The following is a 21432-nucleotide window of genomic DNA, read 5'->3' on the forward strand; positions in this document are numbered from 1 at the left end:
TTGATGGCCCAGCTGGTGTGGTTAATGGCTTCAATGGTTCCGCCCCCGCCAGGCGGGGCTGGTTCCGTTTTTACGGGCTGGTCGCATCCGGCCAGTAAAAGCAAAGCCGCGAAAAGCATTGTGTAAAACTTATTCATGTTGTCTTCCTTAACACCAGCCTGTATCCCTCGGCACGCTCTCGTATTTTTGTAGTTGTTCTTAGGTTCGAAGAAATCATAACCACATAAAGCCTGCGGCAATACCCTCGAGCCGCTATTTTCAGATTTTCATAAGAAATTAATATGTGACTGAACCTAATAGCGTTTCGGGCAAATTTGAGAGGTGAAAACGGAGAGCAAACCCAACAAACGAAACGTGATCCCTGGCGCATTTTTGCGCAGATGAAAAATTTTCCATTGTCACGCCCGAAAACCTGTGTTTGTATAAATTCAATCAATGATTCCAAACACAGGTCCCCAATGACTTCATCCATCTTCACTTCGACCCTACTAAAAACTGCGCAACCAGCCGCAGTGGTCGTCGTGCGTGTGGTGGTGGTCGTCGGCAATGCGCCGTAGGGACTGGATCAACACACGAATCCAAAACCCCGCCGGCGCAAACCGGGCGGGGTTTTTCGTTTAGGACCCTCCCCGGAAAGTCGGCTCAGAAGAAAAGGACTGGAGCATGGCAAGTTCGGGCACAACATCCACCAAGACGCGTTTTACCGGCGCGCAGCTGATCGTTCATCTGCTGGAGCGACAGGGCATCACCACGGTTGCGGGCATCCCCGGCGGCACGGTGCTGCCGCTGTACGATGCGTTAAGCCAAAGCACGCAGATCCGCCACGTGCTGGCGCGTCACGAGCAGGGGGCAGGCTTTATCGCTCAGGGCATGGCGCGCACGCAGGGTAAACCGGCGGTCTGTATGGCCTGCAGCGGCCCGGGCGCAACCAACCTGGTCACCGCCATCGCCGACGCGCGCCTCGACTCCATTCCGCTGATCTGCATTACCGGCCAGGTGCCGTCCTCGATGATCGGTACCGATGCGTTCCAGGAAGTTGATACCTACGGCATCTCTATCCCCATCACCAAACATAACTATTTAGTTCGCGACATCGCCGAGCTTCCTCAGGTTATCAGCGATGCGTTCCGCATTGCGCAGTCCGGCCGCCCGGGCCCGGTGTGGATAGACATTCCTAAGGATGTCCAGACCGCAGAAATTGAGATCGACGTTCTGCCTGAACCGGGCGAGCGTGCCCCCGCGCCAGCATTTAGCGCGGAGAGCGTGCGCGACGCCGCCGCCATGATTAACGCCGCCAAACGTCCGGTGCTCTATCTGGGCGGCGGGGCGATCAACGCCGCGGATGAAATCCGCCAGTTTGCGGAAAAAGCCAATCTGCCGACCACCATGACCCTGATGGCGCTCGGCATGCTGCCAAAAGCGCACCCGCTGTCCCTGGGGATGCTGGGCATGCACGGCGCGCGCAGCACCAACTACATCCTGCAAGAGGCGGATTTGCTGATTGTTATGGGCGCGCGTTTTGATGACCGGGCGATTGGCAAAACCGAGCAGTTCTGCCCGAATGCGAAAATCATTCACGTGGATATCGATCGCGCCGAGCTGGGTAAAATCAAGCAGCCGCACGTGGCGATTCAGGGGGACGTAGCCGAAGTGCTGGCGCAGCTGATCCCGCAAACCGACGCGACCGATCGCGCCGACTGGCGCCAGCTGGTGGCCGACCTGCAGCGCGAGTTCCCGGGCGCGATCCCAACTGAAGGCGACCCGTTGAGCCACTACGGCTTGATCAACGCCGTGGCCGCCTGCGTGGACGACAGCGCGATTATCACCACCGACGTTGGCCAGCATCAGATGTGGACCGCGCAGGCCTACCCGCTGAACCGTCCGCGCCAGTGGCTGACCTCCGGCGGTCTGGGCACCATGGGCTTTGGTCTGCCTGCAGCAGTCGGTGCGGCGCTGGCGAATCCGGACCGCAAGGTCATCTGCTTCTCCGGCGACGGCAGCCTGATGATGAACATTCAGGAGATGGCGACTGCAGCCGAAAACCAGTTAGACGTAAAAATCATCCTGATGAACAACGAGGCGCTGGGCCTGGTGCACCAGCAGCAGAGCTTGTTCTACAAGCAGGGCGTGTTTGCGGCGACCTATCCGGGGATGATTAACTTTATGCAGATTGCCGCCGGCTTTGGCCTGCACACCTGCGATCTGAACGCGGAAGAGGATGCCCACGCGGCGCTGCAGGCGGCGATCTCGCGTCCGGGCCCGGCGCTGATCCACGTCCGTATCGACCCTGAACAAAAAGTGTATCCGATGGTGCCGCCGGGTGCGGCAAATACTGAGATGGTGGGAGAATAAGCCATGCAGAAACAACATGATAACGTCATTCTGGAACTCACCGTCCGCAACCATCCTGGCGTCATGACACACGTCTGCGGGCTGTTTGCCCGCCGGGCGTTTAACGTGGAAGGCATTCTCTGTCTGCCGATTCAGGGCAGCGAGCACAGCCGCATCTGGCTACTGGTCAACGATGACCAGCGTCTGGAGCAGATGATGGCGCAGATCGACAAGCTGGAGGACGTCACCAACGTGGCGCGCAACCAGTCCGATCCCACCATGTTTAACAAAATTGCGGTGTTCTTCGAATAGATCGCTTAAGGTAAGCGTCTTTCGCTCTTGTAGGCCGGATAAGCGCAGCGCCATCCGGCTTTTTCAGACCGCAGGAACACACATGACCACCATCGCCCTTATCGACGACCACCTTATCGTCCGCTCTGGCTTTGCCCAGCTTCTCAACCTCGAACCGGATTTTCAGGTCGTGGCCGAGTTTGGCTCCGGTCGCGAAGCGCTGGCGGGTCTGCCGGGGCGCGGAGTGCAGGTCTGTATCTGCGACATTTCGATGCCGGATCTCTCCGGGCTGGAGCTGTTAAGCCAGCTGCCGAAAGGGATGGCGACCATTATGCTCTCGGTCCACGACAGCCCGGCGCTGGTCGAGCAGGCGCTCAACGCGGGCGCGCGCGGGTTCCTCTCCAAACGCTGTAGCCCGGACGAGCTGATTGCCGCCGTGCGCACCGTCTCCACCGGCGGCTGCTACCTGACGCCGGATATCGCCATCAAGCTGGCGGCCGGACGACAGGACCCGCTCACCAGACGCGAGCGTCAGGTGGCTGAGAAGCTCGCGCAGGGGATGTCGGTAAAAGAGATTGCCGCCGAGCTGGATCTGTCGCCGAAGACCGTGCACGTCCATCGCGCCAACCTGATGGAAAAACTCAACGTCAGCAACGACGTCGAGCTGGCGCGCCGCATGTTCGACAGCTGGCAATGAGTCCCGTGTTTTCGCGGCTGATCGCCGTCGTTGCGAGCTTTTTTATCTTCTCTGCCGCGTGGTTCTGCCTGTGGAGCATCAGCCTGCATCTGGTGGAACGTCCTGAACTGGCGGTGCTGCTCTTTCCCTTCGGCCTGCGACTGGGGTTAATGCTCCAGTGCCCGCGCGGCTACTGGCCCGTTTTGCTGGGTGCAGAGTGGCTGCTGCTGGTCTGGCTGGCGCAGGAAGTCGCTCTGGCGCATCTGCCATTATTGATGACCGGAAGCCTGCTTACGCTTCTCCCGGTTGCGCTCATTTCCCGCTACCGTCACCAGCGCGACTGGCGCACGCTGCTGCGCCAGGGGGCGGCGCTGATTGCCGCCGCGCTGCTGCAGTCCCTGCCGTGGGTTGGCGATAAGGAGATGCTCAACGCGCTGCTGCTCACCCTCACCGGCGGCTTGACGCTTGCGCCGACCTGCCTCGTTATCTGGCACTATCTCTCCAGCACCGTCTGGCAGCCGCTTGGTCCGGGGCTGGTGTCCCAACCGGTGAACTGGCGCGCCAGGCATCTCATCTGGTATCTGCTGCTGTTCGTGGTGAGCCTCTGGCTTCAGCTGGGTCTACCTGCCGAGCTTTCACGCTTTACGCCGTTTTGCCTGGCGCTGCCGATTATTGCCCTGGCCTGGCACTACGGCTGGCAGGGGGCGCTGATCGCGACTCTGATGAACGCCATTGCGCTGATTGCCAGCCAGACCTGGCACGACCATCCGGTGGATCTGCTGCTCTCGCTGCTGGCCCAGAGCCTGACCGGGCTGCTGCTCGGGGCGGGTATTCAGCGTCTGCGCGAGCTGAACCAGTCCCTGCAAACCGAGCTGGCGCGCAACCGGCGTCTGGCTGAACGCCTGCTGGAGACCGAAGAGAGCGTGCGGCAGGAGGTCGCCCGCGAGCTGCACGATGATATCGGCCAGACGATCACCGCCATCCGCACCCAGGCGGGCATTGTCCAGCGTCTGGCGGCGGAAAACGCGGGCGTGAAGCAGGGCGGAGCGCATATCGAGCAGCTTTCACTGGGCGTGTATGACTCGGTGCGACGCCTGCTCGGCAGGCTGCGTCCGCGCCAGCTCGACGACCTGTCGCTGGAGCAGGCGGTGCGTTCCCTGATGCGCGAGATGGAGCTGGAAAGCCGCGGCATTGTCAGCCATCTCGACTGGCGAATTAACGAATCTGCGCTGAGCGAAGGCCAGCGCGTGACCCTTTTCCGCGTCTGTCAGGAAGGGCTGAACAATATTGTTAAACACGCCAATGCCAGCGCGGTCACGATACAGGGCTGGCAGCAGGACGAACGCCTGATGCTGATAATTGAAGACGATGGCTGCGGCCTGCCGCCGGGCTCCGGCCACCAGGGCTTTGGCCTGGCGGGCATGCGCGAGCGCGTCAAGGCGCTGGGCGGCACGCTGAACCTCTCCTGCACCCACGGGACGCGCGTCAGCGTCAGCCTGCCGCTACGGAGTTATCATGTTTAAAACCCCTGCCAGCGCCGCGCCGATTGGCGACAAAGCGGAAATCGACACCCGCTACCGCTACTGGCGTCGCCATATTCTGATCGCCATCTGGCTCGGCTACGCGCTGTTCTACTTCACCCGCAAAAGCTTCAACGCCGCCGCGCCGGAAATTCTCGCCAGCGGCGTGATGACGCGCACCGACATCGGCCTGCTGGCGACGCTGTTTTACATCACCTACGGCCTGTCGAAGTTCTTCTCCGGCATCGTCAGCGATCGCTCCAACGCGCGCTATTTCATGGGCGTAGGGCTGATCGCCACCGGTGTGGTGAACATCCTGTTTGGTTTCTCTACCTCGCTGTGGGCCTTTGCCCTGCTGTGGGCGCTTAACGCCTTCTTCCAGGGCTGGGGCGCGCCGGTCTGCGCCCGCCTGCTCACGGCGTGGTACTCGCGCAACGAGCGCGGCGGCTGGTGGGCCGTCTGGAACACCGCGCACAACGTCGGCGGGGCGCTGATCCCGATGGTGGTGGGTGCCGCGGCGCTGCACTACGGCTGGCGCGCGGGGATGATGATTGCGGGTGGCCTGGCGATTGTCGCCGGGCTGTTCCTCTGCTGGCGCCTGCGTGACAGGCCGCAGACCGTGGGCCTGCCTGCGGTGGGCGACTGGCGGCACGACGAGATGGAGATTGCCCAGCAGCAGGAGGGCGCAGGGCTGACCCGCAAGGAGATCCTCACCAAATACGTGCTGAAAAACCCCTACATCTGGCTCCTCTCGCTCTGCTACGTGCTGGTCTACGTGGTGCGCGCGGCCATCAACGACTGGGGCAATCTGTACATGTCCGAGACGCTCGGCGTGGACCTGGTCACTGCTAACTCGGCGGTCACGATGTTCGAACTGGGTGGGTTTATCGGCGCGCTGGTGGCGGGCTGGGGCTCGGATAAGTTGTTCAACGGCAACCGCGGCCCGATGAACCTGATTTTTGCCGCCGGGATTTTGCTCTCTGTTGGCTCGCTGTGGCTGATGCCGTTCGCCAGCTACGTCATGCAGGCGGCGTGCTTCTTCACCACCGGCTTCTTCGTCTTTGGCCCGCAGATGCTCATCGGCATGGCGGCGGCAGAGTGCTCCCACAAAGAGGCGGCAGGCGCGGCGACGGGCTTTGTCGGGCTGTTTGCATACCTCGGCGCATCGCTCTCCGGCTGGCCGCTGGCGCGGGTCATCGACATCTGGCACTGGAGCGGTTTCTTCGCGGTGATCGCCATCGCGGCGGGAATTTCCGCCCTGCTGCTGCTGCCGTTTTTACATGCGCAGGCCCCGCGTGAAGCAAGTGTGATGTGATGCGCCTCACCTTTTCGCCCCGAGTGGTGCAAAACTAAGAAATTTTCCCGGTTTTACCTGGACGCTGTCTCAGGCATCTCTCCCGGCTGATTTTTACAATGCTGCAAAAATCAGCTCAGGAGTAAACCAACCATGCTGGCCTTCTTAAATCAGGTGCGCAAGCCGACCCTGGATCTGCCGCTCGATGTGCGGCGCAAAATGTGGTTCAAACCGTTCATGCAGTCCTATCTGGTGGTCTTCATCGGCTACCTGACCATGTACCTGATCCGCAAAAACTTTAACATCGCGCAGAACGACATGATCTCCACCTACGGGCTGAGCATGACGCAGCTGGGGATGATTGGCCTGGGCTTCTCCATCACCTACGGCGTGGGGAAAACTGTCGTTTCCTACTACGCGGACGGCAAAAACACCAAGCAGTTCCTGCCGTTTATGCTGATCCTCTCCGCCATCTGTATGCTCGGCTTCAGCGCCAGCATGGGCGCAGGGTCCGTTAGCCTGTTCCTGATGATCGCCTTCTACGCCCTGAGCGGTTTCTTCCAGAGTACCGGCGGGTCGTGCAGCTACTCCACCATCACCAAATGGACGCCGCGCCGCAAGCGAGGGTCGTACCTCGGCATGTGGAATATCTCCCATAACCTCGGCGGGGCGGGTGCGGCAGGCGTGGCGCTGTTTGGCGCAAACTACCTGTTCGACGGCCACGTGATCGGTATGTTTATCTTCCCGTCGATTATCGCCCTGATTGTCGGCTTTATCGGCCTGCGCTTCGGCAGCGACTCCCCCGAATCCTACGGCCTCGGCAAAGCCGAAGAGCTGTTCGGCGAGGAGATCAGCGAAGAGGACAAAGAGACCGAAGAGAATGAGATGACCAAATGGCAGATCTTTGTTGATTACGTGCTGAAAAACAAAGTGATCTGGCTGCTCTGCTTCTCAAACATCTTCCTCTACGTGGTGCGCATCGGTATTGACCAGTGGTCTACCGTGTACGCCTTCCAGGAGCTGAAGCTCTCTAAAGAGGTGGCGATTCAGGGCTTCACCCTGTTCGAAGTGGGCGCGCTGGTCGGCACGCTGCTGTGGGGCTGGCTCTCCGACCTCGCCAACGGCCGTCGCGCGCTGGTGGCCTGCATCGCGCTGGCGCTGATTATCGCCACGCTGGGCGTTTACCAGCATGCCAGCAACCAGTACGTTTACCTCGCATCCCTGTTTGCGCTCGGCTTCCTGGTGTTTGGTCCGCAGCTGCTGATCGGTGTGGCGGCAGTGGGCTTCGTCCCGAAAAAAGCGATCGGCGCCGCCGACGGGATCAAGGGCACCTTCGCCTACCTGATCGGCGACAGCTTCGCCAAGCTGGGTCTGGGAATGATCGCCGACGGCACGCCAATTTTCGGCCTCACCGGCTGGGCGGGCACCTTCGCGGCGCTGGATGCGGCAGCGATCGGCTGTATCGTCCTGATGGCGATGGTTGCCGTACTGGAAGAACGTAAAATTCGCCGTGAGAATCGTGCGCAGAAATTAAAAACAGCCTGAGTGTGCAGGTAACTTCTTTGCCCGGTGTGTGATGCCGGGCTTTTTTATTTCCGCCGACAGCATTAATACCTTATCCCCCGTTCCACAACGTCTTTTCAGAGCACTATTCAGGTTCTGCCCGCTGTTGACGCCGTGCGTTTCCCGCTATGATGAGCGGCTAGTCAAAGGAGAACGCATGGTCTGGATAATGCTGGCAACGCTTGCCGTGGTGTTTGTGGTGGGATTTCGCGTCCTGACCTCAGATTCCCGCCGCGCCATCAAACGTTTAAGCGAGCGTCTGGGCATCACCCCGATGCCGGTCGAGTCGATGATCGATCAGTTCGGTAAAATGCCGGGCAATGAGTTTATCCGCTACCTTGAGCGCCCCGACGAGGCGCATCTGCAAAACGCCGCACAGGTGCTGCTGATCTGGCAGGTCTGCATTGTCGACGGCAGTGAAGAGAACCTGCACACGTGGCACCGCCTGCTGCGTAAAGCCCGCCTGGCCGCGCCGATCACCGATGCGCAAATTCGTCTGGCGCTCGGCTTTATGCGCGAGATGGAGCCCGATCCGCAGGAGCTGAACGCCTTCCAGCTGCGCTATAACCAGCTCTTCCTGCCGGAAGAGGGCGTGTTTTACCTGCACTGATCCCCTCTAAAAACCACAAAAGTTGTCAAATCGTTAAATTCGTCACACTTTTGATGATAAACTGCGCGACTTTTCCGCACGTTTTTATCTTCAGGTGACGCCATGACAGAACATATTCAGCCCACGACCCGACCGCAGACCAGCGAGGTTTCACGCCCCAACTGGTCGGCCGTTTTCGCCGTGGCATTCTGCGTCGCCTGCCTGATTACCGTTGAGTTTCTGCCGGTGAGCCTGCTGACGCCGATGGCGCAGGATCTGGGCATTTCCGAAGGCGTGGCGGGGCAATCCGTTACCGTCACCGCCTTTGTGGCGATGTTTGCCAGCCTGTTTATCACCCAGGTGATTGGCACCATCGATCGCCGCAAAGTGGTCATTCTGTTCAGCGTGCTGCTGACGCTCTCCTGCCTGCTGGTCTCCTTCGCGGAAAGCTTTACCCTGCTGCTGCTCGGTCGCGCCTGTCTGGGGCTGGGGCTCGGCGGCTTCTGGGCGATGTCCGCCTCGCTGACCATGCGCCTGGTGCCTGCGCGCACCGTGCCGAAAGCGCTGTCCGTCATCTTTGGCGCGGTCTCTATCGCGCTGGTGATTGCCGCGCCGCTGGGCAGCTTCCTCGGCGGGATTATCGGCTGGCGTAACGTCTTCAACGCGGCGGCGGTGATGGGCCTGCTCTGCGTTATCTGGGTGTGGAAGGCGCTGCCGTCCCTGCCGGGCGAAGCGGCGCACCACAAGCAGAACATGTTCAGCCTGCTGAAGCGCCCCGGCGTGCTGGCGGGGATGACCGCGATCTTTATGTCCTTTGCCGGGCAGTTTGCCTTCTTTACCTATATCCGCCCGGTGTATATGACCATGGCGGGCTTTGACGTCGACGGCCTGACGCTGGTGCTCCTGAGCTTCGGTATTGCCAGCTTTGTCGGCACCTCTCTGTCGTCCCAGTTCCTGAAGCGCTCCCTGAAGGTGGCGCTGGCGGGGGCGCCGCTGGTGCTGGCAGTGAGCGCCACGGTGCTGGTGCTGTGGGGCAGCGATAAGTGGGTCGCGTCTGCCATTGCGATTATCTGGGGCTTTGCCTTTGCGCTGGTGCCGGTGGGCTGGTCGACGTGGATCACCCGCTCGCTCGCCGATCAGGCGGAAAAAGCCGGGTCGATTCAGGTGGCGGTGATCCAGCTGGCAAACACCTGCGGCGCGGCGATTGGCGGCGTGGCGCTCGACCACCTGGGGCTGACGTCACCGCTGGTGATTTCCGGCACGCTGATGCTGTTGACCGCGCTGCTGGTGGCGGGGAAGGTTAAAGCTAAGTAGTCAATTTTCCCCTCACCCTAACCCTCTCCCCACAGGGGAGAGGGGACTGCTCGGGGCGGTCTTTTCCCCCTCGCCCCTTTGGGGTGTACAGTCCGGGATGAGGGGACATCAGGCTACGCCGATGTCCTCACCCGTCTTCTTGAATCCATCGAAATCAGCACCACCGACGACACGATTAGCAGCGTCCCCAGCCAGTCCGGCAGGGTAAACGCCACGCCCAGCAACATCACCGACAGCAACGCGCTGCTCAGCGGCTCGGCGCAACTCAGAATGCTCGCCTTTGGCCCGCCGATCATCTGCGCGCCTTTCAGATACAGGCTGAACGTCAGCGCGGTGCCGATCACCACCAGATAGAAAAACGCCAGCAGCAGGCTGCCGTCAATGACGAAGGTCGTCCCGCGCCCGGCGTAGAACGGCGTCAGCATTAACCCGGCAATCAACATACTCCAGCCGACAATCGGCAATGTGCCGTAGCGGGCAATCAGCGTTGACGGATAGGTGGTGTAAAACGCCGCGGCAAACGCCGAGGCGATGCCAAAGAACAGCGCGGCTGGCGAGATGGAGAGCGAGGTTGGATCGCCGTGGGTCACCAGCAGGAACGTCCCGACAAGCGAGGTCACAATTGCGGACAGAACAAACACGCCGGGGCGCGTTTTCCGCGCCAGCGCGAGCCACGCCACGATAATCGTTGGCGACAGAAACTGCAGCACGGTGGCGGTAGCGGCGTTGGATTTTTCAATCGTCAGCAGGAAGGTGAGCTGCACGGTGAGCGCGCCGACCAACGAGAAAAACAGCAGGCTGAGGGCGTCTTTGCGATGCTTGATGACCGAGAAAATCTTGTCGCCGTGAACGAAGGAGAGCGTCAGGAGGATCACGCCGGTAAACAGCAGGCGAACCATGGTCAGGTAAGGCGAAGAAATGTGGCTTTTCTCCATGATGTACTGCGCGCAAACGCCGGAACTGCCCCATAAAACGGCGGCGATCAGGACGTTCAGCATCCCTTTACGTGTGGAACCCATTTTCTCCCCTGCTATGTTGATTTTTTTCTAGCATAACATGGGATCTTGCTGGGTGGCGCGGCGCTTACCCGGCCTACAAAACCTTGTAGGCCCGTGCAAGCGCAGCGCCGCCGGGCGAAACAAACGACGCTCTACTAGAACCACGCCTCCCACATTGCGCCGACGTTGAAGTCGTCGAGAGTTTCGTCTTTGGTGTTGTTCACGCGCGCGGTGCGCTCGTTATCCACTTTGCCGCCGGTCACGTAGAAGCGCAGCATCGGACGGAACTCCGGCCCCATGGCGATAGACATGTTCTGAGACAGGGTCAGCTTCCAGCCCTTGTTGTCACCGCCGTTGTCGTAATCAACGTGCTGCCAGCCCGCTTCCAGCCAGGTGGAGTGAACGTCGTTCCACCAGTGCATCGGGCGCAAGATGGCGTTGTAGTTCTTACGGTTGTCGGTCTTATCGCGGCTGTTGTCATAATCGTGGAAGGCGAGGATGTACTCCACCTGCGTGGCCTGGGTGAATTTATACAGCCCTTCGAAGCTGGCGTAGACCGTGGTCAGATCCTCGGTTTTGTTGAACACGCTGTTGTCCGCGTTATCGGAGTAGCGGGCGATCACCTTGTTCACGCCGCTGTCGTTGGTGTGGCTCAGCACCACGCCGCCCTGCCAGGCGTTCAGACGCTCGTCGCTCTCTACCGCTTTCGAGTCAAAGCCGTAGTTGGCGTACAGCTCCAGATCCAGCGGACCGAGCTTCATGCCGTGGATTTTAGACGTCGCGGCGTAGTTGCCTTTGTCGCCCGTACCGGACCCGCCGGTACAGGTGATACGCGACGGGTTCGCTTCGTCTTCCATCACTTCCGGGCTACAGGATTCCACCGCCGCCACGGCGGCGACGTCAAACTGCACGCCGCCGATGTCGAAGTTCTTCACCCCGGCGCCTTGGCCGTCGTGGTTCATCCAGAAGTAATCGTTGATGCCCTGCTGCGGACGCTGGTGGAAGTCACGACCGGCCCAGAAGTAGGCGTTCGGGTTGGAGGCCATAATATTGGTCACCCCGGCGTAGGCCTTTTTCAGGTTAACTTCGTCGCCCCAGTGGTCGATCATCACGTTGATGTCCCAGATGGCGCCGTTTTCGCCCTTGAAGGCTTTAGAGAGCTGGAACTCGCCGCCGTTGCCTTCGTTACCCAGACGACCAATCGCGGACGCGCCGTTGTAGGAGCCATCGACAGCCACGTATTTCTGATCGGCGGCCTGGAAGTGCGCGCCGTAGCGGGCGTAGCCGGTAAATTTAATCCCGAACGGAATCGCCATGTCCGGGGATTGCGCCGCGCTTTGCGGCTCGGTCACCACGTCCGCTTTTTTCGCGACGGCGGCATCCATTTTGGCCTGGCGCTCGGCCAGGGCTTTATCCACCGCTTTCGCCACAATGGCGTCGATTTGCTCCTGGGTGAATTCTTGTGCGAGCACGGAAATTGGGCAAAGCGCGGCGATAACCGCCATGGTTAATGGAAGTTTTTTAATCGTATTCATGGTTATCTCAATATAGTTTAATTTTATTCAGACAATAACCATCCCGCTCCGATCTGACAGAATATGTCGCTATCATCAGAACAAGTGGATTTCTATTTTTTAGGTGCAGAGGTATTGCATTAATTTATTTCGCCATAGACTATCTCTGATATAAATGAATAATTTCTTCAGACAATTCACGCGCTAATAACGAATTCATTAAATGATCCTGCGCGTGCACCATAATTAAGGTCATCGGCTGGCGGGCTTCGCCTGCGTCCTGCTCGATCAGTTTGGTCTGCATCTTGTGCGCCTGGCGCGCATAGCCGTCGGCTTCGCGCAGCAGGCTTTTGGCTTCGTCAATGTTGCCCTGGCGCGCCGCGTGCAGCGCCTCAAAGCACAGGCTGCGGGACTGGCCAGCATTGACGATAATTTCCATAACGGCTTCTTCTAATGCGATCATTATCATTACTCTTTTTCAAAACTATTATTTAAGGCGGTGGTGGCAAACCACTCTCCGCTTTTCTTAATGGTGCGCTGCTGCGTCTCCAGATCGAGCTGGATAAATCCGTAGCGATTTTTATAGGCATTGCACCACGACCAGTTATCGATAAATGTCCACATATGGTAGCCAAGGCAATTACACCCTTCGCTAATGCCTTTATGCAGCCAGGTTAAATGCTCAGAAATAAACTCAATGCGGTATTGATCGTTAATCTGGCCATTTTCAATAAAGCGCTGCTCGTTTTCGACGCCCATCCCGTTTTCAGAAATAAAGCAGCGGGGGTTACCGTAATTGTCGCGCAGGTTAATCAGAATATCGTAGATACCTGGCGCATAGATTTCCCAGCCGCGGTAGGGGTTCATCTTGCGGCCCGGCATCTCGTAGCTATCAAAGAACCATTCCGGCATAAACGGCGCCTGCGGGTTCACCGCGCTGTCGCGGCACTTCACGCGACGCGGCTGATAGTAGTTAATGCCGAGCAGGTCGATTTTCCCTTCCGCAATCAGGAAACCGTCTTCCGGCTTGCAGGCGGGCAACTGGTCGTAAGATTTCAGCAGCGCCACCAGGTCGGCCGGATACTCCCCGCGCAGCACCGGGTCGAGGAAGCTGCGGTTAAACATCAGGTCCGCAACGTGCGCCGCCTTCACGTCCGCCGGGTTTTGCGAGCGCGAATACGACGGCGTCAGGTTCAGCACAATGCCGATCTCCCCCGCGTAATGCCCGGCGCGGTAGGCCTGAACTGCCTTCGCATGCGCCAGCACCGTGTGATACGCCACGGTGGCCGCCCGGCGGAAATCCACCACGTTCGGATAGTGGAAGTCGTACAGATAACCGCCTTCCACCGGCACGATCGGCTCGTTGAAGGTAAACCAGTGCAGCACGCGGTCGCCGAACAGCTCGAAGCAAATCTGCGCATAGCGGGCGTACGCGTCCACCACGTCACGGTTTTCCCAGCCGCCTATCTCCTGCATCGCCATCGGCATGTCGAAATGGAACAGGGTGATGAACGGCGTGATGCCCTGTTCATTCAGTTCATCAATGACCTGATGATAAAAATCGACCGCGTCCGGGTTCACTTCACCGATACCGTCGGGGATCAGGCGCGCCCAGCTAATCGAGGTGCGAAAGCTGTTGTGGTTCAGCTGTTTCAACAGCTGAATGTCCGTTTTCCAGTGCTGATAAAACGTGGAGGTCTGCTGCGGCCCCACGCCGTTGTGAAAACGGTTCGGCTCGCGGGCAAACCAGTAATCCCACGTGGTTTCACCCTCTCTTGCCCCTTCCGTCTGGAGAGCGGAGCTTGCGCTGCCCCACCAGAAGTTATCGGGAAATGCGTATTTCATGACCCTTCCTCTTTGACTTAATTACTTGTGGCTTCAGCGGCACCCACGGTTGCAGCCTGGGCTTTCTGCTCTTCGTTTTTAATCAGCGTACGCTCATAGGCGCGCAGGAACGGCAGGTACATCAGCGCCGACATCACCATGCAGACCAGGCACATCACCACCGGGCTCAGCGCCCAGTTCGCCGCCCACGAGGCGCCAATCGGTGCAGGGGTAGTCCACGGGGTTAACGAGACGACCTGCGCCAGCCAGCCGAGCTTAGTTGCACCGTACGCCAGGCAGGCGTTGACCAGCGGAACGCACACGAAAGGGATAAACAGCATCGGGTTCATGATGATCGGCGCACCGAACAGAATCGGTTCGTTGATGTTAAAGAAGCTCGGCACCACGCCCATTTTGCCGATGGTGCGCAGGTGGGTAACGCGGCTGCGTAGCAGCAGGAACGCCAGCGGCAGGGTGGAACCGACGCCGCCAATCAGCAGGTAGTGATCCCAGAAGCCCTGCAGGTAAACGTGCGGGAGCGCCGCGCCTGCGGCCAGTGCCGCCTGGTTTGCCGAGAGGTTGGCCATCCAGAACGGGTTCATGATGCCGGTGACAATCAGCGAGCCGTGGATACCGGCAAACCAGAAGATCTGGCACAGCAGCACGGAGAGCAGAATGGCGGGCAGGGAGTCAGACGCGGACACCAGCGGCTCCAGCAGGTGCATGATTGCCTGCGGGATAATCATCCCGGTCTGCGCTTCAATGAACAGGTTCAGAGGATGCAGTGTGCCGATCACCACCATCACCGGGATCAGGATCTCAAACGAACGTGCCACGCCGGTGGGCACTTCCTTCGGCAGGCGGATGGTGACGTTGTTCTGCTTCAGCCAGGCATAGACGCGGGTGGCGTAGATCGCGGTGATCAGCGCGGTGAAGATGCCCTGACCGGAGAGATACTGGGTCGAGATTTTGCCGTCGGCATACGGTGCGGCGACCAGCAGGAAGGCCATAAAGGCCAGCAGGCCGGACATCACCGGGTCGAGGTTAAACTGACGCCCCAGGCTCGCCCCAATCCCCACCGAGATGAAGAAGGTCATCACGCCCATGCTGAGGTTAAACGGCAGCATCAGCTGTTCGCGGTAGGTCTGGGAGAAATCCAGCCAGCCGCGGGCGAAGCTGTTGGTGGTATCCGCCGAAAACGGTGGGAAGATGAACACCAGCATAAACGAGCCGATGATCATAAACGGCAGCGCGGCGGTAAAGCCGTCGCGGATGGCAATCACATACTTTTGCTGACCGAGCTTCGCGGCCAGCGGGGTGATTGACTGCTCAATCACCGCGACCATGGATTGATATAACGAACTCATGTGAACACCTTTTAGTGTGCCGCTTCGATGAGCGACAGAGCAAAGTCCAGTACTTTATCGCCACGCTGCATGCCGTAGTCCATCATGTCGATGGGCTGCACCGGAATGCCATGCGTCGCCGCCTTGTCTGAGAGTGTCTGTAACATGTATTTCACTTGCGGTCCGAGAAGTACCACCTGGTATTGCGGAAACTGCGTATCAAATTCGGAAACACCGTACGCATCAATCTTCACCGGCAAACCACGTTCTTTCGCGACATCGACCATTTTGCTGACCAGCAGGCTGGTGGACATCCCGGCAGAGCAGCACAGCATAATCTTGAACATCGACAACCATCCTCTAAATGTAAAAAGTTATTGCGAGGATGATTGGACATGATACGGAAACCGGTTTCCATTCATAAAAGACAGAACTGTGACAACCATCAAGATCCAATACTTATGAGGCTAATTAACCGGATGCAGGTCACATAATTTGGCTGTTTTGACATCATTTTGAGTGGAAACGGAAAATCGGTTTCCATGGAAAACGGAAACGGATATACTCCGTTCTGGCTATAATGTGAGCCGAAGCGGTCATGGAATTTGCAGGCGCGAGGTAAGCCTGCCAGGGGAAAGAGATGTCGACAATCAATGATGTATCACGTCTTGCCGGGGTGTCTAAAGCCACGGTATCGCGAGTGTTGAGTGGGTCGCGTGGCGTAAAGGAAGCCAGCCGTCAGGCCGTACTGAAAGCGGTGGATGAGCTGAACTACCGGCCTAACGTGATTGCCCAGTCGCTGCTGAGCCAGTCGACGGGCTGTATCGGGGTGATTTGCGCGCAGGAAAATATTAACCAGACCACCGGTTATCTCTACGCGCTGGAAAAACAGCTCAGCCAGCATCAAAAACACCTGCTGCTGCGCTTCGCGCACAGTAAAGCGGAAGTGATGCACGCCCTTGAAGAACTCTCTCGCGGGCTTTGCGATGACATCCTGGTGATTGGCGCGCGTTTCCCGCTGGACGTCGATATGGACAACGTCATCCTGGTCGACTGCATGGAGTCTGATAATTCCAACAGCATTCAGTTCGATCACGCCTTTGCCGCCGAAACCGCCTGTAACTACCTGACCAGCCAGGGGCGACGGCAGATTGCCCTGATCCACCCGCACGGCAGCGGGTTTGCCGACCAGGTTCTGCTCGGCTACAAGCACGCGCTGGAGAAAAATTTCCTGCCCTTTAATCGCAACCTTGTGTTCATGGACGCGACCTCCTCGTCCGTTGCGCTACAGGAGCTGCTGAATAACGCCAGCACGCTGAACTTCAACGCACTGCTGGTGGCGGACGAGCAGGAAGCCCAGCGGGTGATCCCGCAGCTGCAGGCATTTAATAAATCCGTTCCAGACGACATTATGGTCTTTAGCCTGGCGGGATCGCTGCACCTGCCGGGTATTCCGGTGATCCCGGCGATTGAATATTCAATGGATGCCATGGCGGCGCGTATCGTGAGCTGGCTGACGGAGAAAACGCAGATGCTCGGCTCGTATGTGCTGCGCGGGGATTTAATTATTCCAGACGTGCGTAAGCGTTAAAAATATTGTGTAGGCCGGGTAAGGCGCAGCCGCCACCCGGCAAGCAGCATTCAATAATCTTCCATACAATCCACCTGGCCAATCGCCGCCCAGTAGGCGTCCAGGTTGTCGCGCTTCACGGCGGTAACGGCATTTTTGATCAGCAGCTGATTGGCCTCTGACGACAAAATCATCGCCTGCCAGGCCTTATCGCTCTGCTTTTTCTGTGGCGTACAGGTTTTCTTTATATCTTTCATGACCTGCTGCTTAATCTGCGCTTCTTTCGCCGGATCCTCCTTTTCCTGAGCATGGACAAACGCGGCGAAGAGCAGACAAACCAGCAGGCAGACCAGATGCGCAGCTTTCATCAACAACCCCCATTAGAAGTCACAGGCTTCCCATGAAATATATCGTTACATTCAGTGTAGCGACGCCAGCCGAAAGTATGAATTTTCTCCACGATGCGTGTGTGAGATAGTGAAACGGCACAGATAACAAGGAGAAAAAATATGCACCTGAGCATTACTGATAATGTTACGACGCAGGAGAAAGAGGAGTTACTGACGGGGCTGAGGGCTTTTAACGGAAAGTTTCTCGATCTGACAAATTTTAGCGGCGATGTTGGCGTTTACGTGCGTGACGAAAATGGCGTGATGCTAGGCGGGTTAATCGGCGTGCGCAAAGGCGACTGGCTGAATATTGATTATCTCTGGGTGAGCGATACCGTACGCGGAACCGGCGTGGGCAGTCAGCTCATCAGAACGGCCGAAGAAGAAGCCAGGCGCAAAGGCTGCAAGCACGCGCTGGTCGATACCGCCAGCTTCCAGGCGCGTCCGTTCTATGAAAAGCAGGGGTACCAGCTGCAGATGTCTTTGCAGGATTATCCGTACCCGGGCATGCAGCGACATTACCTGGCGAAAGCCCTTTAAGCCCGTTTCTGTCATTATGCATTCTGCTATTTATTGCGAGCCGCTTTCCTAATTTAAAACGTGTTGCTTGTCTTCTTTTCGGGCCCTGGCGCATGCTTTGGCCTCGTTAAGTCATCCATGGAGATAGCAATGGAACGCACAGCAAAACTATTCAAAAAGGGTCAGAATCAGGCCGTTATGCTGCCTGCTGAATTCGCGTTTGATGCGGAGAGCGTCTACATCCGACGGGATGAGGAGGGGAATGTCGTTTTGGCGGCAAAACCTGTTCGAATAAAGAGCTGGGATAATTTTCTCCGCATGCTGGCAGAAACGGACGTACCAGATACGTTTTTGAGCAAGGAGGAACGCAATCAGAGTGTTACGACAAGAGACCCTCTGGATGGAGCATGCTCATGAGACATATGCTGGATACGAATATTGTGAGTCACTTGTTTAAACGACACCCGGAGGTTGTAAGCAGAATGACATGTCTGGCGCCGGGTGACGTTTGTATCTCAAGCATTACCGAAGCGGAATTGCTGTATGGTGCTGACAAGAAGAAAAGCAGTAGATTGAAAGAAACAATCCGGGAGTTTCTCAATACCATCACGATTTGCGACTGGGACAGCGACGCCGCAGCAACGTACGGTGAACTCCGTGCAACCCTGGAAAAGAAAGGGAAAGTGATGGGGGATCTCGATCAACTGATCGCTGCACATGCTATCAGTCGGGGAACAACGATTGTTACTAACGATCGTGCATTCAGAATGGTGCAGGAGCTTGCCGTCGAGGACTGGACGACAACGTTGTGATCCCTGATGCCCGGTGGAGCAGCGTCACCCGGCCATACCCGCATATAACCGATCCTTCTTATTGATTCTTTTTCGGTTTTTATTTCCCCGCCTCGTTGTCGATATAGTCACTACAACATTCAGCAAAAGGAACTGTCTTGTGAAACGTCGATTGGGTGCTCTGGTACTGGCTGGCCTGCTGCTGGCAGGGTGCGATCAAAGTGGCAGCGATGCCAAACACATTAAAGTCGGCGTCATCAACGGCGCCGAACAGGACGTGGCGGAAGTCGCCAAAAAGGTGGCGAAAGAGAAATATGGCCTGGACGTGGAGCTGGTGGGCTTCAGCGGCTCGCTGTTGCCTAACGATGCCACCAACCAGGGGGAGCTGGATGCCAACGTCTTCCAGCATCGCCCGTTCCTTGCAGAGGATAACAAGGCGCATGGCTACAAGCTGGTGGCCGTGGCGAACACCTTTGTTTTCCCGATGGCTGGCTATTCCCGCAAAATCAAATCCGTGTCTGACCTGAAGGACGGCGCAACCATTGCCATTCCAAACGACCCGACCAACCTGGGACGCGCGCTGTTGCTGCTGCAAAAAGAGAAGCTCATCACCCTGAAGCCAGATACCGGGTTGCTGCCGACGGCGCTGGATATTACCGCCAACCCTAAGCAGCTGAAAATCATGGAGCTGGAAGGGGCGCAGCTGCCGCGCGTGCTGGACGACCCGAAAGTGGATGTCGCTATCATCAGCACCACCTATATTCAGCAAACCGGGCTGTCGCCGGTGCATGACAGCGTCTTTATCGAAGACAAAAATTCGCCGTACGTGAACATCGTGGTGACGCGCGAAGACAACAAAGACGCGGAGAACGTGAAGGAATTTATCCAGTCGTATCAGTCCCCTGAAGTAGCGAAAGCAGCGGAGACGATCTTTAACGGCGGGGCGGTGCCGGGCTGGTAAAAACACCCGCATAAAGCACGGTGACGTAAATTGGCCCGATTTCATCGGTAATCGCTCTTTAACCCACAGCGTGCCGCGCGACGGCTGGCTATCCTCCTTATCACACCAACCGGAGGATAGCCCATGAACATCACCCACATTCGCAACGCCACCCAGCTGATTACCTATGCCGGAAAACGTCTTTTAGTCGACCCGATGCTGGCCCCACAGGGCGCTTATCCGGGCTTCCCTGGCACAGCTCATGCCGAACGCCGCAACCCGACGGTCGAACTCCCCGTTGACGTCAACGCGCTGCTGGACGCCGACGCGGTGATCGTCACCCATACCCATGACGATCACTGGGATCGCGCCGCAGCGGAACTGATCGCCAAAGACAAACCGATCTACGTACAAAATGACCGCGACGCCGCGCTGCTGCGCAGCCAGGGGTTTAGCAACCTGACGGTCATGACCGACGAGACCACCTTTGGCGAGATTCGAATTGCGAAGACCCACGGCGGCCAGCACGGTACCGATCGCGCATACGCCGTGCCCGAACTGGCGGAGCGGCTGGGCGAGGCCTGTGGCGTGGTGCTGCGTCATCCTGATGAGAAGACGCTCTATATTGCCGGGGATACCGTCTGGCGTGACGAGGTGGCGGCCGATCTGCAAAAGCACCAGCCGGACGTGGTGGTGCTGAACGCCGGCTATGCCCACGTCATTGGTTTTGGGCCCATTATTATGGGGCAGGAGGATGTGCTCAACGTCCATTTCCTGCTGCCGCAGGCTAAAATTGTGGCGATCCATATGGAAGCCATTAACCACTGTCTGTTAACCCGCAGCGCGCTGCGGGAGTACGTTGAAGCCAACCAGGTGAGTGACGCAGTGAGCATTCCCCAGGATGGCGAAACCGTTATATTCTGAGTGTCTGAAAGGGAAAGGAGAGACAGATGTCGCTAATCAACGTCGCGATTGTCGCGGTAGACGGGTTCAGCCCGTTCCACTACTCCGTTCCCTGCATTCTGTTTGGCGACTCGGTCTCCGGAGAAAAGCGCTTTAACGTGACGATCTGCGCCGAAACGCCAGGATTTCTCACCTCAAAAGACGGATTTGCTCTCAACGCCACGCAGGATTTTACCGCCATTGGGCAGGCCGATATTGTTGTCGTTCCTTACTGGCAGCACGTTCTTGAACGCCCGCCGCAGTCGCTGCTCGACAGCCTGGTGCAGGCGAGAGACTACGGTGCGGAAATCGTCGGACTGTGTCTGGGGTCGTTTGTGCTGGCCTGGGCGGGGATCCTCGACGGCAAACGCGCGGCCACCCACTGGGAGTTCGAACGTCAGTTTCAGTCGCTCTTTCCGAACGTTCAGCTGGATATTAATGCCCTTTACGTGGATGACGGCAATATCATCACCTCCGCCGGTACTGCCGCAGCCCTCGACTGCTGCCTGTATATCATTCGCCAGCGCTTTGGCAGCGTGGTCGCTAACCAGATTGCCCGTCGAATGATTGTTCCGCCCCACCGCGAGGGCGGGCAGGCGCAGTTCATCGCCCAGCCGGTACCTAAAGATACCCGCGACGGACGCATTAACTGTCTGATCGACTACCTGCAGCAGCACATCACCGAACCGCATAGTCTGGACTCGCTGGCGGAGGTGGTCTCGATGAGCCGCCGCACCCTGACCCGTCATTTTATTAACGCGACGGGGATGAGCGTCACCGACTGGCTGACCGCCGAACGCCTGCGGCGCAGCCAGATCCTGTTGGAAGCCGGAAATATGCCCGTTGAGCGCGTGGCTGAGCTGGTGGGATTTAATTCCGCCGTCACCTGGCGACAGCAGTTTAAGGCGCGTTTTGGGGTTAGTCCGGCGGAGTGGCGAAAGACGTTTCGGCTTCATGCCTAGTGTATTACGGCTAACTCAAGATTTAAGGGTGAGTTAAATCCCTTCTTATTTTCTCTTAA

23 protein-coding genes and 1 pseudogene are annotated in these 21432 nt (G+C 58.0%); 16 read left to right on the forward strand and 8 right to left on the reverse strand.

Features of this window, described 5'->3' with window-relative positions:
• A pseudogene (locus BMW97_RS24360) lies at nucleotides 1–137 on the reverse strand (hypothetical protein); the annotation flags it as partial.
• Nucleotides 138–458: 321 nt separating this feature from the next.
• On the opposite strand from BMW97_RS24360, the gene ivbL reads away from it, so the two are divergent.
• From ivbL to nepI, 9 genes are all read left to right on the forward strand, one after another.
• Nucleotides 459–557 (forward strand): ilvB operon leader peptide IvbL, encoded by a 99-nt coding sequence (ivbL, locus tag BMW97_RS23975; protein ID WP_057979964.1) that lies wholly within the window; start codon nucleotides 459–461, stop codon nucleotides 555–557.
• 106 nt (nucleotides 558–663) lie between these two features.
• On the forward strand, nucleotides 664–2352 hold the full coding sequence (gene ilvB / locus BMW97_RS19115) for an acetolactate synthase large subunit (RefSeq protein ID WP_045907948.1): 1689 nt from the start codon (nucleotides 664–666) through the stop codon (nucleotides 2350–2352).
• 3 nt (nucleotides 2353–2355) lie between these two features.
• On the forward strand, nucleotides 2356–2643 hold the full coding sequence (gene ilvN / locus BMW97_RS19120; protein WP_008500144.1) for an acetolactate synthase small subunit: 288 nt from the start codon (nucleotides 2356–2358) through the stop codon (nucleotides 2641–2643).
• 82 nt (nucleotides 2644–2725) lie between these two features.
• Nucleotides 2726–3319 (forward strand): response regulator transcription factor UhpA, encoded by a 594-nt coding sequence (gene uhpA / locus BMW97_RS19125; protein WP_022646555.1) that lies wholly within the window; start codon nucleotides 2726–2728, stop codon nucleotides 3317–3319.
• Complete coding sequence (uhpB, locus tag BMW97_RS19130) at nucleotides 3316–4821, forward strand: signal transduction histidine-protein kinase/phosphatase UhpB (protein ID WP_045907947.1); 1506 nt, start codon at nucleotides 3316–3318, stop codon at nucleotides 4819–4821. The genes uhpA and uhpB overlap by 4 nt, the downstream gene beginning before the upstream one ends.
• Nucleotides 4814–6133, forward strand: a complete 1320-nt coding sequence (locus tag BMW97_RS19135; protein WP_045907946.1) for an MFS transporter — start codon at nucleotides 4814–4816, stop codon at nucleotides 6131–6133. Before uhpB ends, BMW97_RS19135 begins: the two co-directional genes overlap by 8 nt.
• A gap of 132 nt (nucleotides 6134–6265) precedes the next feature.
• Entirely contained in the window at nucleotides 6266–7657 is a 1392-nt protein-coding gene (gene uhpT / locus BMW97_RS19140) for a hexose-6-phosphate:phosphate antiporter (RefSeq protein WP_090393084.1), read from the forward strand.
• A 175-nt stretch (nucleotides 7658–7832) separates the two neighbouring features.
• The gene (locus tag BMW97_RS19145) at nucleotides 7833–8285 is read left to right on the forward strand and encodes a DUF1198 domain-containing protein (RefSeq protein ID WP_023309835.1); all 453 of its coding nucleotides are present in this window, start codon (nucleotides 7833–7835) and stop codon (nucleotides 8283–8285) included.
• Between the two features lie 102 nt (nucleotides 8286–8387).
• Nucleotides 8388–9578: a purine ribonucleoside efflux pump NepI gene (nepI, locus tag BMW97_RS19150; protein ID WP_045907945.1), complete on the forward strand. Its 1191-nt coding sequence runs from the start codon at nucleotides 8388–8390 to the stop codon at nucleotides 9576–9578.
• Between the two features lie 113 nt (nucleotides 9579–9691).
• Here the strand turns inward: nepI and BMW97_RS19155 are convergent, their stop codons facing one another.
• The 6 genes from BMW97_RS19155 to BMW97_RS19180 form a co-directional block, all read right to left on the reverse strand.
• Nucleotides 9692–10597 carry an EamA family transporter gene (locus BMW97_RS19155; RefSeq protein ID WP_045907944.1) on the reverse strand — a complete coding sequence of 302 codons (906 nt, stop codon included), beginning with the start codon at nucleotides 10595–10597 and terminating at the stop codon, nucleotides 9692–9694.
• 134 nt (nucleotides 10598–10731) lie between these two features.
• Nucleotides 10732–12111 (reverse strand): carbohydrate porin, encoded by a 1380-nt coding sequence (locus BMW97_RS19160; RefSeq protein WP_045907943.1) that lies wholly within the window; start codon nucleotides 12109–12111, stop codon nucleotides 10732–10734.
• A gap of 139 nt (nucleotides 12112–12250) precedes the next feature.
• Complete coding sequence (locus tag BMW97_RS19165) at nucleotides 12251–12553, reverse strand: PTS lactose/cellobiose transporter subunit IIA (protein WP_008500136.1); 303 nt, start codon at nucleotides 12551–12553, stop codon at nucleotides 12251–12253.
• 5 nt (nucleotides 12554–12558) lie between these two features.
• Nucleotides 12559–13935: a glycoside hydrolase family 1 protein gene (locus tag BMW97_RS19170; RefSeq protein WP_045907942.1), complete on the reverse strand. Its 1377-nt coding sequence runs from the start codon at nucleotides 13933–13935 to the stop codon at nucleotides 12559–12561.
• Between the two features lie 17 nt (nucleotides 13936–13952).
• The gene (locus tag BMW97_RS19175; RefSeq protein ID WP_008500133.1) at nucleotides 13953–15281 is read right to left on the reverse strand and encodes a PTS cellobiose transporter subunit IIC; all 1329 of its coding nucleotides are present in this window, start codon (nucleotides 15279–15281) and stop codon (nucleotides 13953–13955) included.
• A gap of 11 nt (nucleotides 15282–15292) precedes the next feature.
• Nucleotides 15293–15607, reverse strand: a complete 315-nt coding sequence (locus BMW97_RS19180) for a PTS sugar transporter subunit IIB (protein ID WP_008500132.1) — start codon at nucleotides 15605–15607, stop codon at nucleotides 15293–15295.
• Nucleotides 15608–15900: 293 nt separating this feature from the next.
• Here BMW97_RS19180 and BMW97_RS19185 point away from each other — a divergent pair, with 293 nt between their 5' ends.
• Nucleotides 15901–16851 (forward strand): LacI family DNA-binding transcriptional regulator, encoded by a 951-nt coding sequence (locus BMW97_RS19185; RefSeq protein ID WP_008500131.1) that lies wholly within the window; start codon nucleotides 15901–15903, stop codon nucleotides 16849–16851.
• Nucleotides 16852–16901: 50 nt separating this feature from the next.
• Here the strand turns inward: BMW97_RS19185 and BMW97_RS19190 are convergent, their stop codons facing one another.
• The gene (locus tag BMW97_RS19190; RefSeq protein ID WP_044597403.1) at nucleotides 16902–17198 is read right to left on the reverse strand and encodes a YicS family protein; all 297 of its coding nucleotides are present in this window, start codon (nucleotides 17196–17198) and stop codon (nucleotides 16902–16904) included.
• A 141-nt stretch (nucleotides 17199–17339) separates the two neighbouring features.
• On the opposite strand from BMW97_RS19190, the gene BMW97_RS19195 reads away from it, so the two are divergent.
• From BMW97_RS19195 to BMW97_RS19220, 6 genes are all read left to right on the forward strand, one after another.
• A complete protein-coding gene (locus BMW97_RS19195) occupies nucleotides 17340–17759 on the forward strand; it encodes a GNAT family N-acetyltransferase (RefSeq protein WP_045907941.1) in 420 nt (139 codons plus the stop codon).
• 129 nt (nucleotides 17760–17888) lie between these two features.
• A complete protein-coding gene (locus tag BMW97_RS19200) occupies nucleotides 17889–18155 on the forward strand; it encodes an antitoxin (protein ID WP_045907940.1) in 267 nt (88 codons plus the stop codon).
• Nucleotides 18152–18550 carry a type II toxin-antitoxin system VapC family toxin gene (locus tag BMW97_RS19205; protein ID WP_023293716.1) on the forward strand — a complete coding sequence of 133 codons (399 nt, stop codon included), beginning with the start codon at nucleotides 18152–18154 and terminating at the stop codon, nucleotides 18548–18550. The genes BMW97_RS19200 and BMW97_RS19205 overlap by 4 nt, the downstream gene beginning before the upstream one ends.
• A 139-nt stretch (nucleotides 18551–18689) precedes the next feature.
• Complete coding sequence (gene nlpA, locus BMW97_RS19210; protein ID WP_008500128.1) at nucleotides 18690–19490, forward strand: lipoprotein NlpA; 801 nt, start codon at nucleotides 18690–18692, stop codon at nucleotides 19488–19490.
• Nucleotides 19491–19613: 123 nt separating this feature from the next.
• The gene (locus tag BMW97_RS19215) at nucleotides 19614–20393 is read left to right on the forward strand and encodes an MBL fold metallo-hydrolase (protein WP_045907939.1); all 780 of its coding nucleotides are present in this window, start codon (nucleotides 19614–19616) and stop codon (nucleotides 20391–20393) included.
• A 26-nt stretch (nucleotides 20394–20419) separates the two neighbouring features.
• Nucleotides 20420–21373 (forward strand): GlxA family transcriptional regulator, encoded by a 954-nt coding sequence (locus BMW97_RS19220; protein WP_090393085.1) that lies wholly within the window; start codon nucleotides 20420–20422, stop codon nucleotides 21371–21373.
• The last annotated feature ends 59 nt before the right edge of the window (nucleotides 21374–21432 follow it).

This window comes from Enterobacter sp. NFIX58 (assembly GCF_900110475.1).
Classification (GTDB): Bacteria; Pseudomonadota; Gammaproteobacteria; order Enterobacterales; family Enterobacteriaceae; genus Enterobacter; species Enterobacter quasiroggenkampii.

What these genes read in the sequence shown, in the direction of transcription:
- ivbL (WP_057979964.1), top strand. Translation starts at nt 459, where the DNA reads ATGACTTCATCCATCTTCACTTCGACCCTACTAAAAACTGCGCAACCA.
- ilvB (WP_045907948.1), top strand. Translation starts at nt 664, where the DNA reads ATGGCAAGTTCGGGCACAACATCCACCAAGACGCGTTTTACCGGCGCG.
- ilvN (WP_008500144.1), top strand. Translation starts at nt 2,356, where the DNA reads ATGCAGAAACAACATGATAACGTCATTCTGGAACTCACCGTCCGCAAC.
- uhpA (WP_022646555.1), top strand. Translation starts at nt 2,726, where the DNA reads ATGACCACCATCGCCCTTATCGACGACCACCTTATCGTCCGCTCTGGC.
- uhpB (WP_045907947.1), top strand. Translation starts at nt 3,316, where the DNA reads ATGAGTCCCGTGTTTTCGCGGCTGATCGCCGTCGTTGCGAGCTTTTTT.
- BMW97_RS19135 (WP_045907946.1), top strand. Translation starts at nt 4,814, where the DNA reads ATGTTTAAAACCCCTGCCAGCGCCGCGCCGATTGGCGACAAAGCGGAA.
- uhpT (WP_090393084.1), top strand. Translation starts at nt 6,266, where the DNA reads ATGCTGGCCTTCTTAAATCAGGTGCGCAAGCCGACCCTGGATCTGCCG.
- BMW97_RS19145 (WP_023309835.1), top strand. Translation starts at nt 7,833, where the DNA reads ATGGTCTGGATAATGCTGGCAACGCTTGCCGTGGTGTTTGTGGTGGGA.
- nepI (WP_045907945.1), top strand. Translation starts at nt 8,388, where the DNA reads ATGACAGAACATATTCAGCCCACGACCCGACCGCAGACCAGCGAGGTT.
- BMW97_RS19155 (WP_045907944.1), bottom strand. Translation starts at nt 10,597, where the DNA reads ATGGGTTCCACACGTAAAGGGATGCTGAACGTCCTGATCGCCGCCGTT.
- BMW97_RS19160 (WP_045907943.1), bottom strand. Translation starts at nt 12,111, where the DNA reads ATGAATACGATTAAAAAACTTCCATTAACCATGGCGGTTATCGCCGCG.
- BMW97_RS19165 (WP_008500136.1), bottom strand. Translation starts at nt 12,553, where the DNA reads ATGATCGCATTAGAAGAAGCCGTTATGGAAATTATCGTCAATGCTGGC.
- BMW97_RS19170 (WP_045907942.1), bottom strand. Translation starts at nt 13,935, where the DNA reads ATGAAATACGCATTTCCCGATAACTTCTGGTGGGGCAGCGCAAGCTCC.
- BMW97_RS19175 (WP_008500133.1), bottom strand. Translation starts at nt 15,281, where the DNA reads ATGAGTTCGTTATATCAATCCATGGTCGCGGTGATTGAGCAGTCAATC.
- BMW97_RS19180 (WP_008500132.1), bottom strand. Translation starts at nt 15,607, where the DNA reads ATGTTCAAGATTATGCTGTGCTGCTCTGCCGGGATGTCCACCAGCCTG.
- BMW97_RS19185 (WP_008500131.1), top strand. Translation starts at nt 15,901, where the DNA reads ATGTCGACAATCAATGATGTATCACGTCTTGCCGGGGTGTCTAAAGCC.
- BMW97_RS19190 (WP_044597403.1), bottom strand. Translation starts at nt 17,198, where the DNA reads ATGAAAGCTGCGCATCTGGTCTGCCTGCTGGTTTGTCTGCTCTTCGCC.
- BMW97_RS19195 (WP_045907941.1), top strand. Translation starts at nt 17,340, where the DNA reads ATGCACCTGAGCATTACTGATAATGTTACGACGCAGGAGAAAGAGGAG.
- BMW97_RS19200 (WP_045907940.1), top strand. Translation starts at nt 17,889, where the DNA reads ATGGAACGCACAGCAAAACTATTCAAAAAGGGTCAGAATCAGGCCGTT.
- BMW97_RS19205 (WP_023293716.1), top strand. Translation starts at nt 18,152, where the DNA reads ATGAGACATATGCTGGATACGAATATTGTGAGTCACTTGTTTAAACGA.
- BMW97_RS19215 (WP_045907939.1), top strand. Translation starts at nt 19,614, where the DNA reads ATGAACATCACCCACATTCGCAACGCCACCCAGCTGATTACCTATGCC.
- BMW97_RS19220 (WP_090393085.1), top strand. Translation starts at nt 20,420, where the DNA reads ATGTCGCTAATCAACGTCGCGATTGTCGCGGTAGACGGGTTCAGCCCG.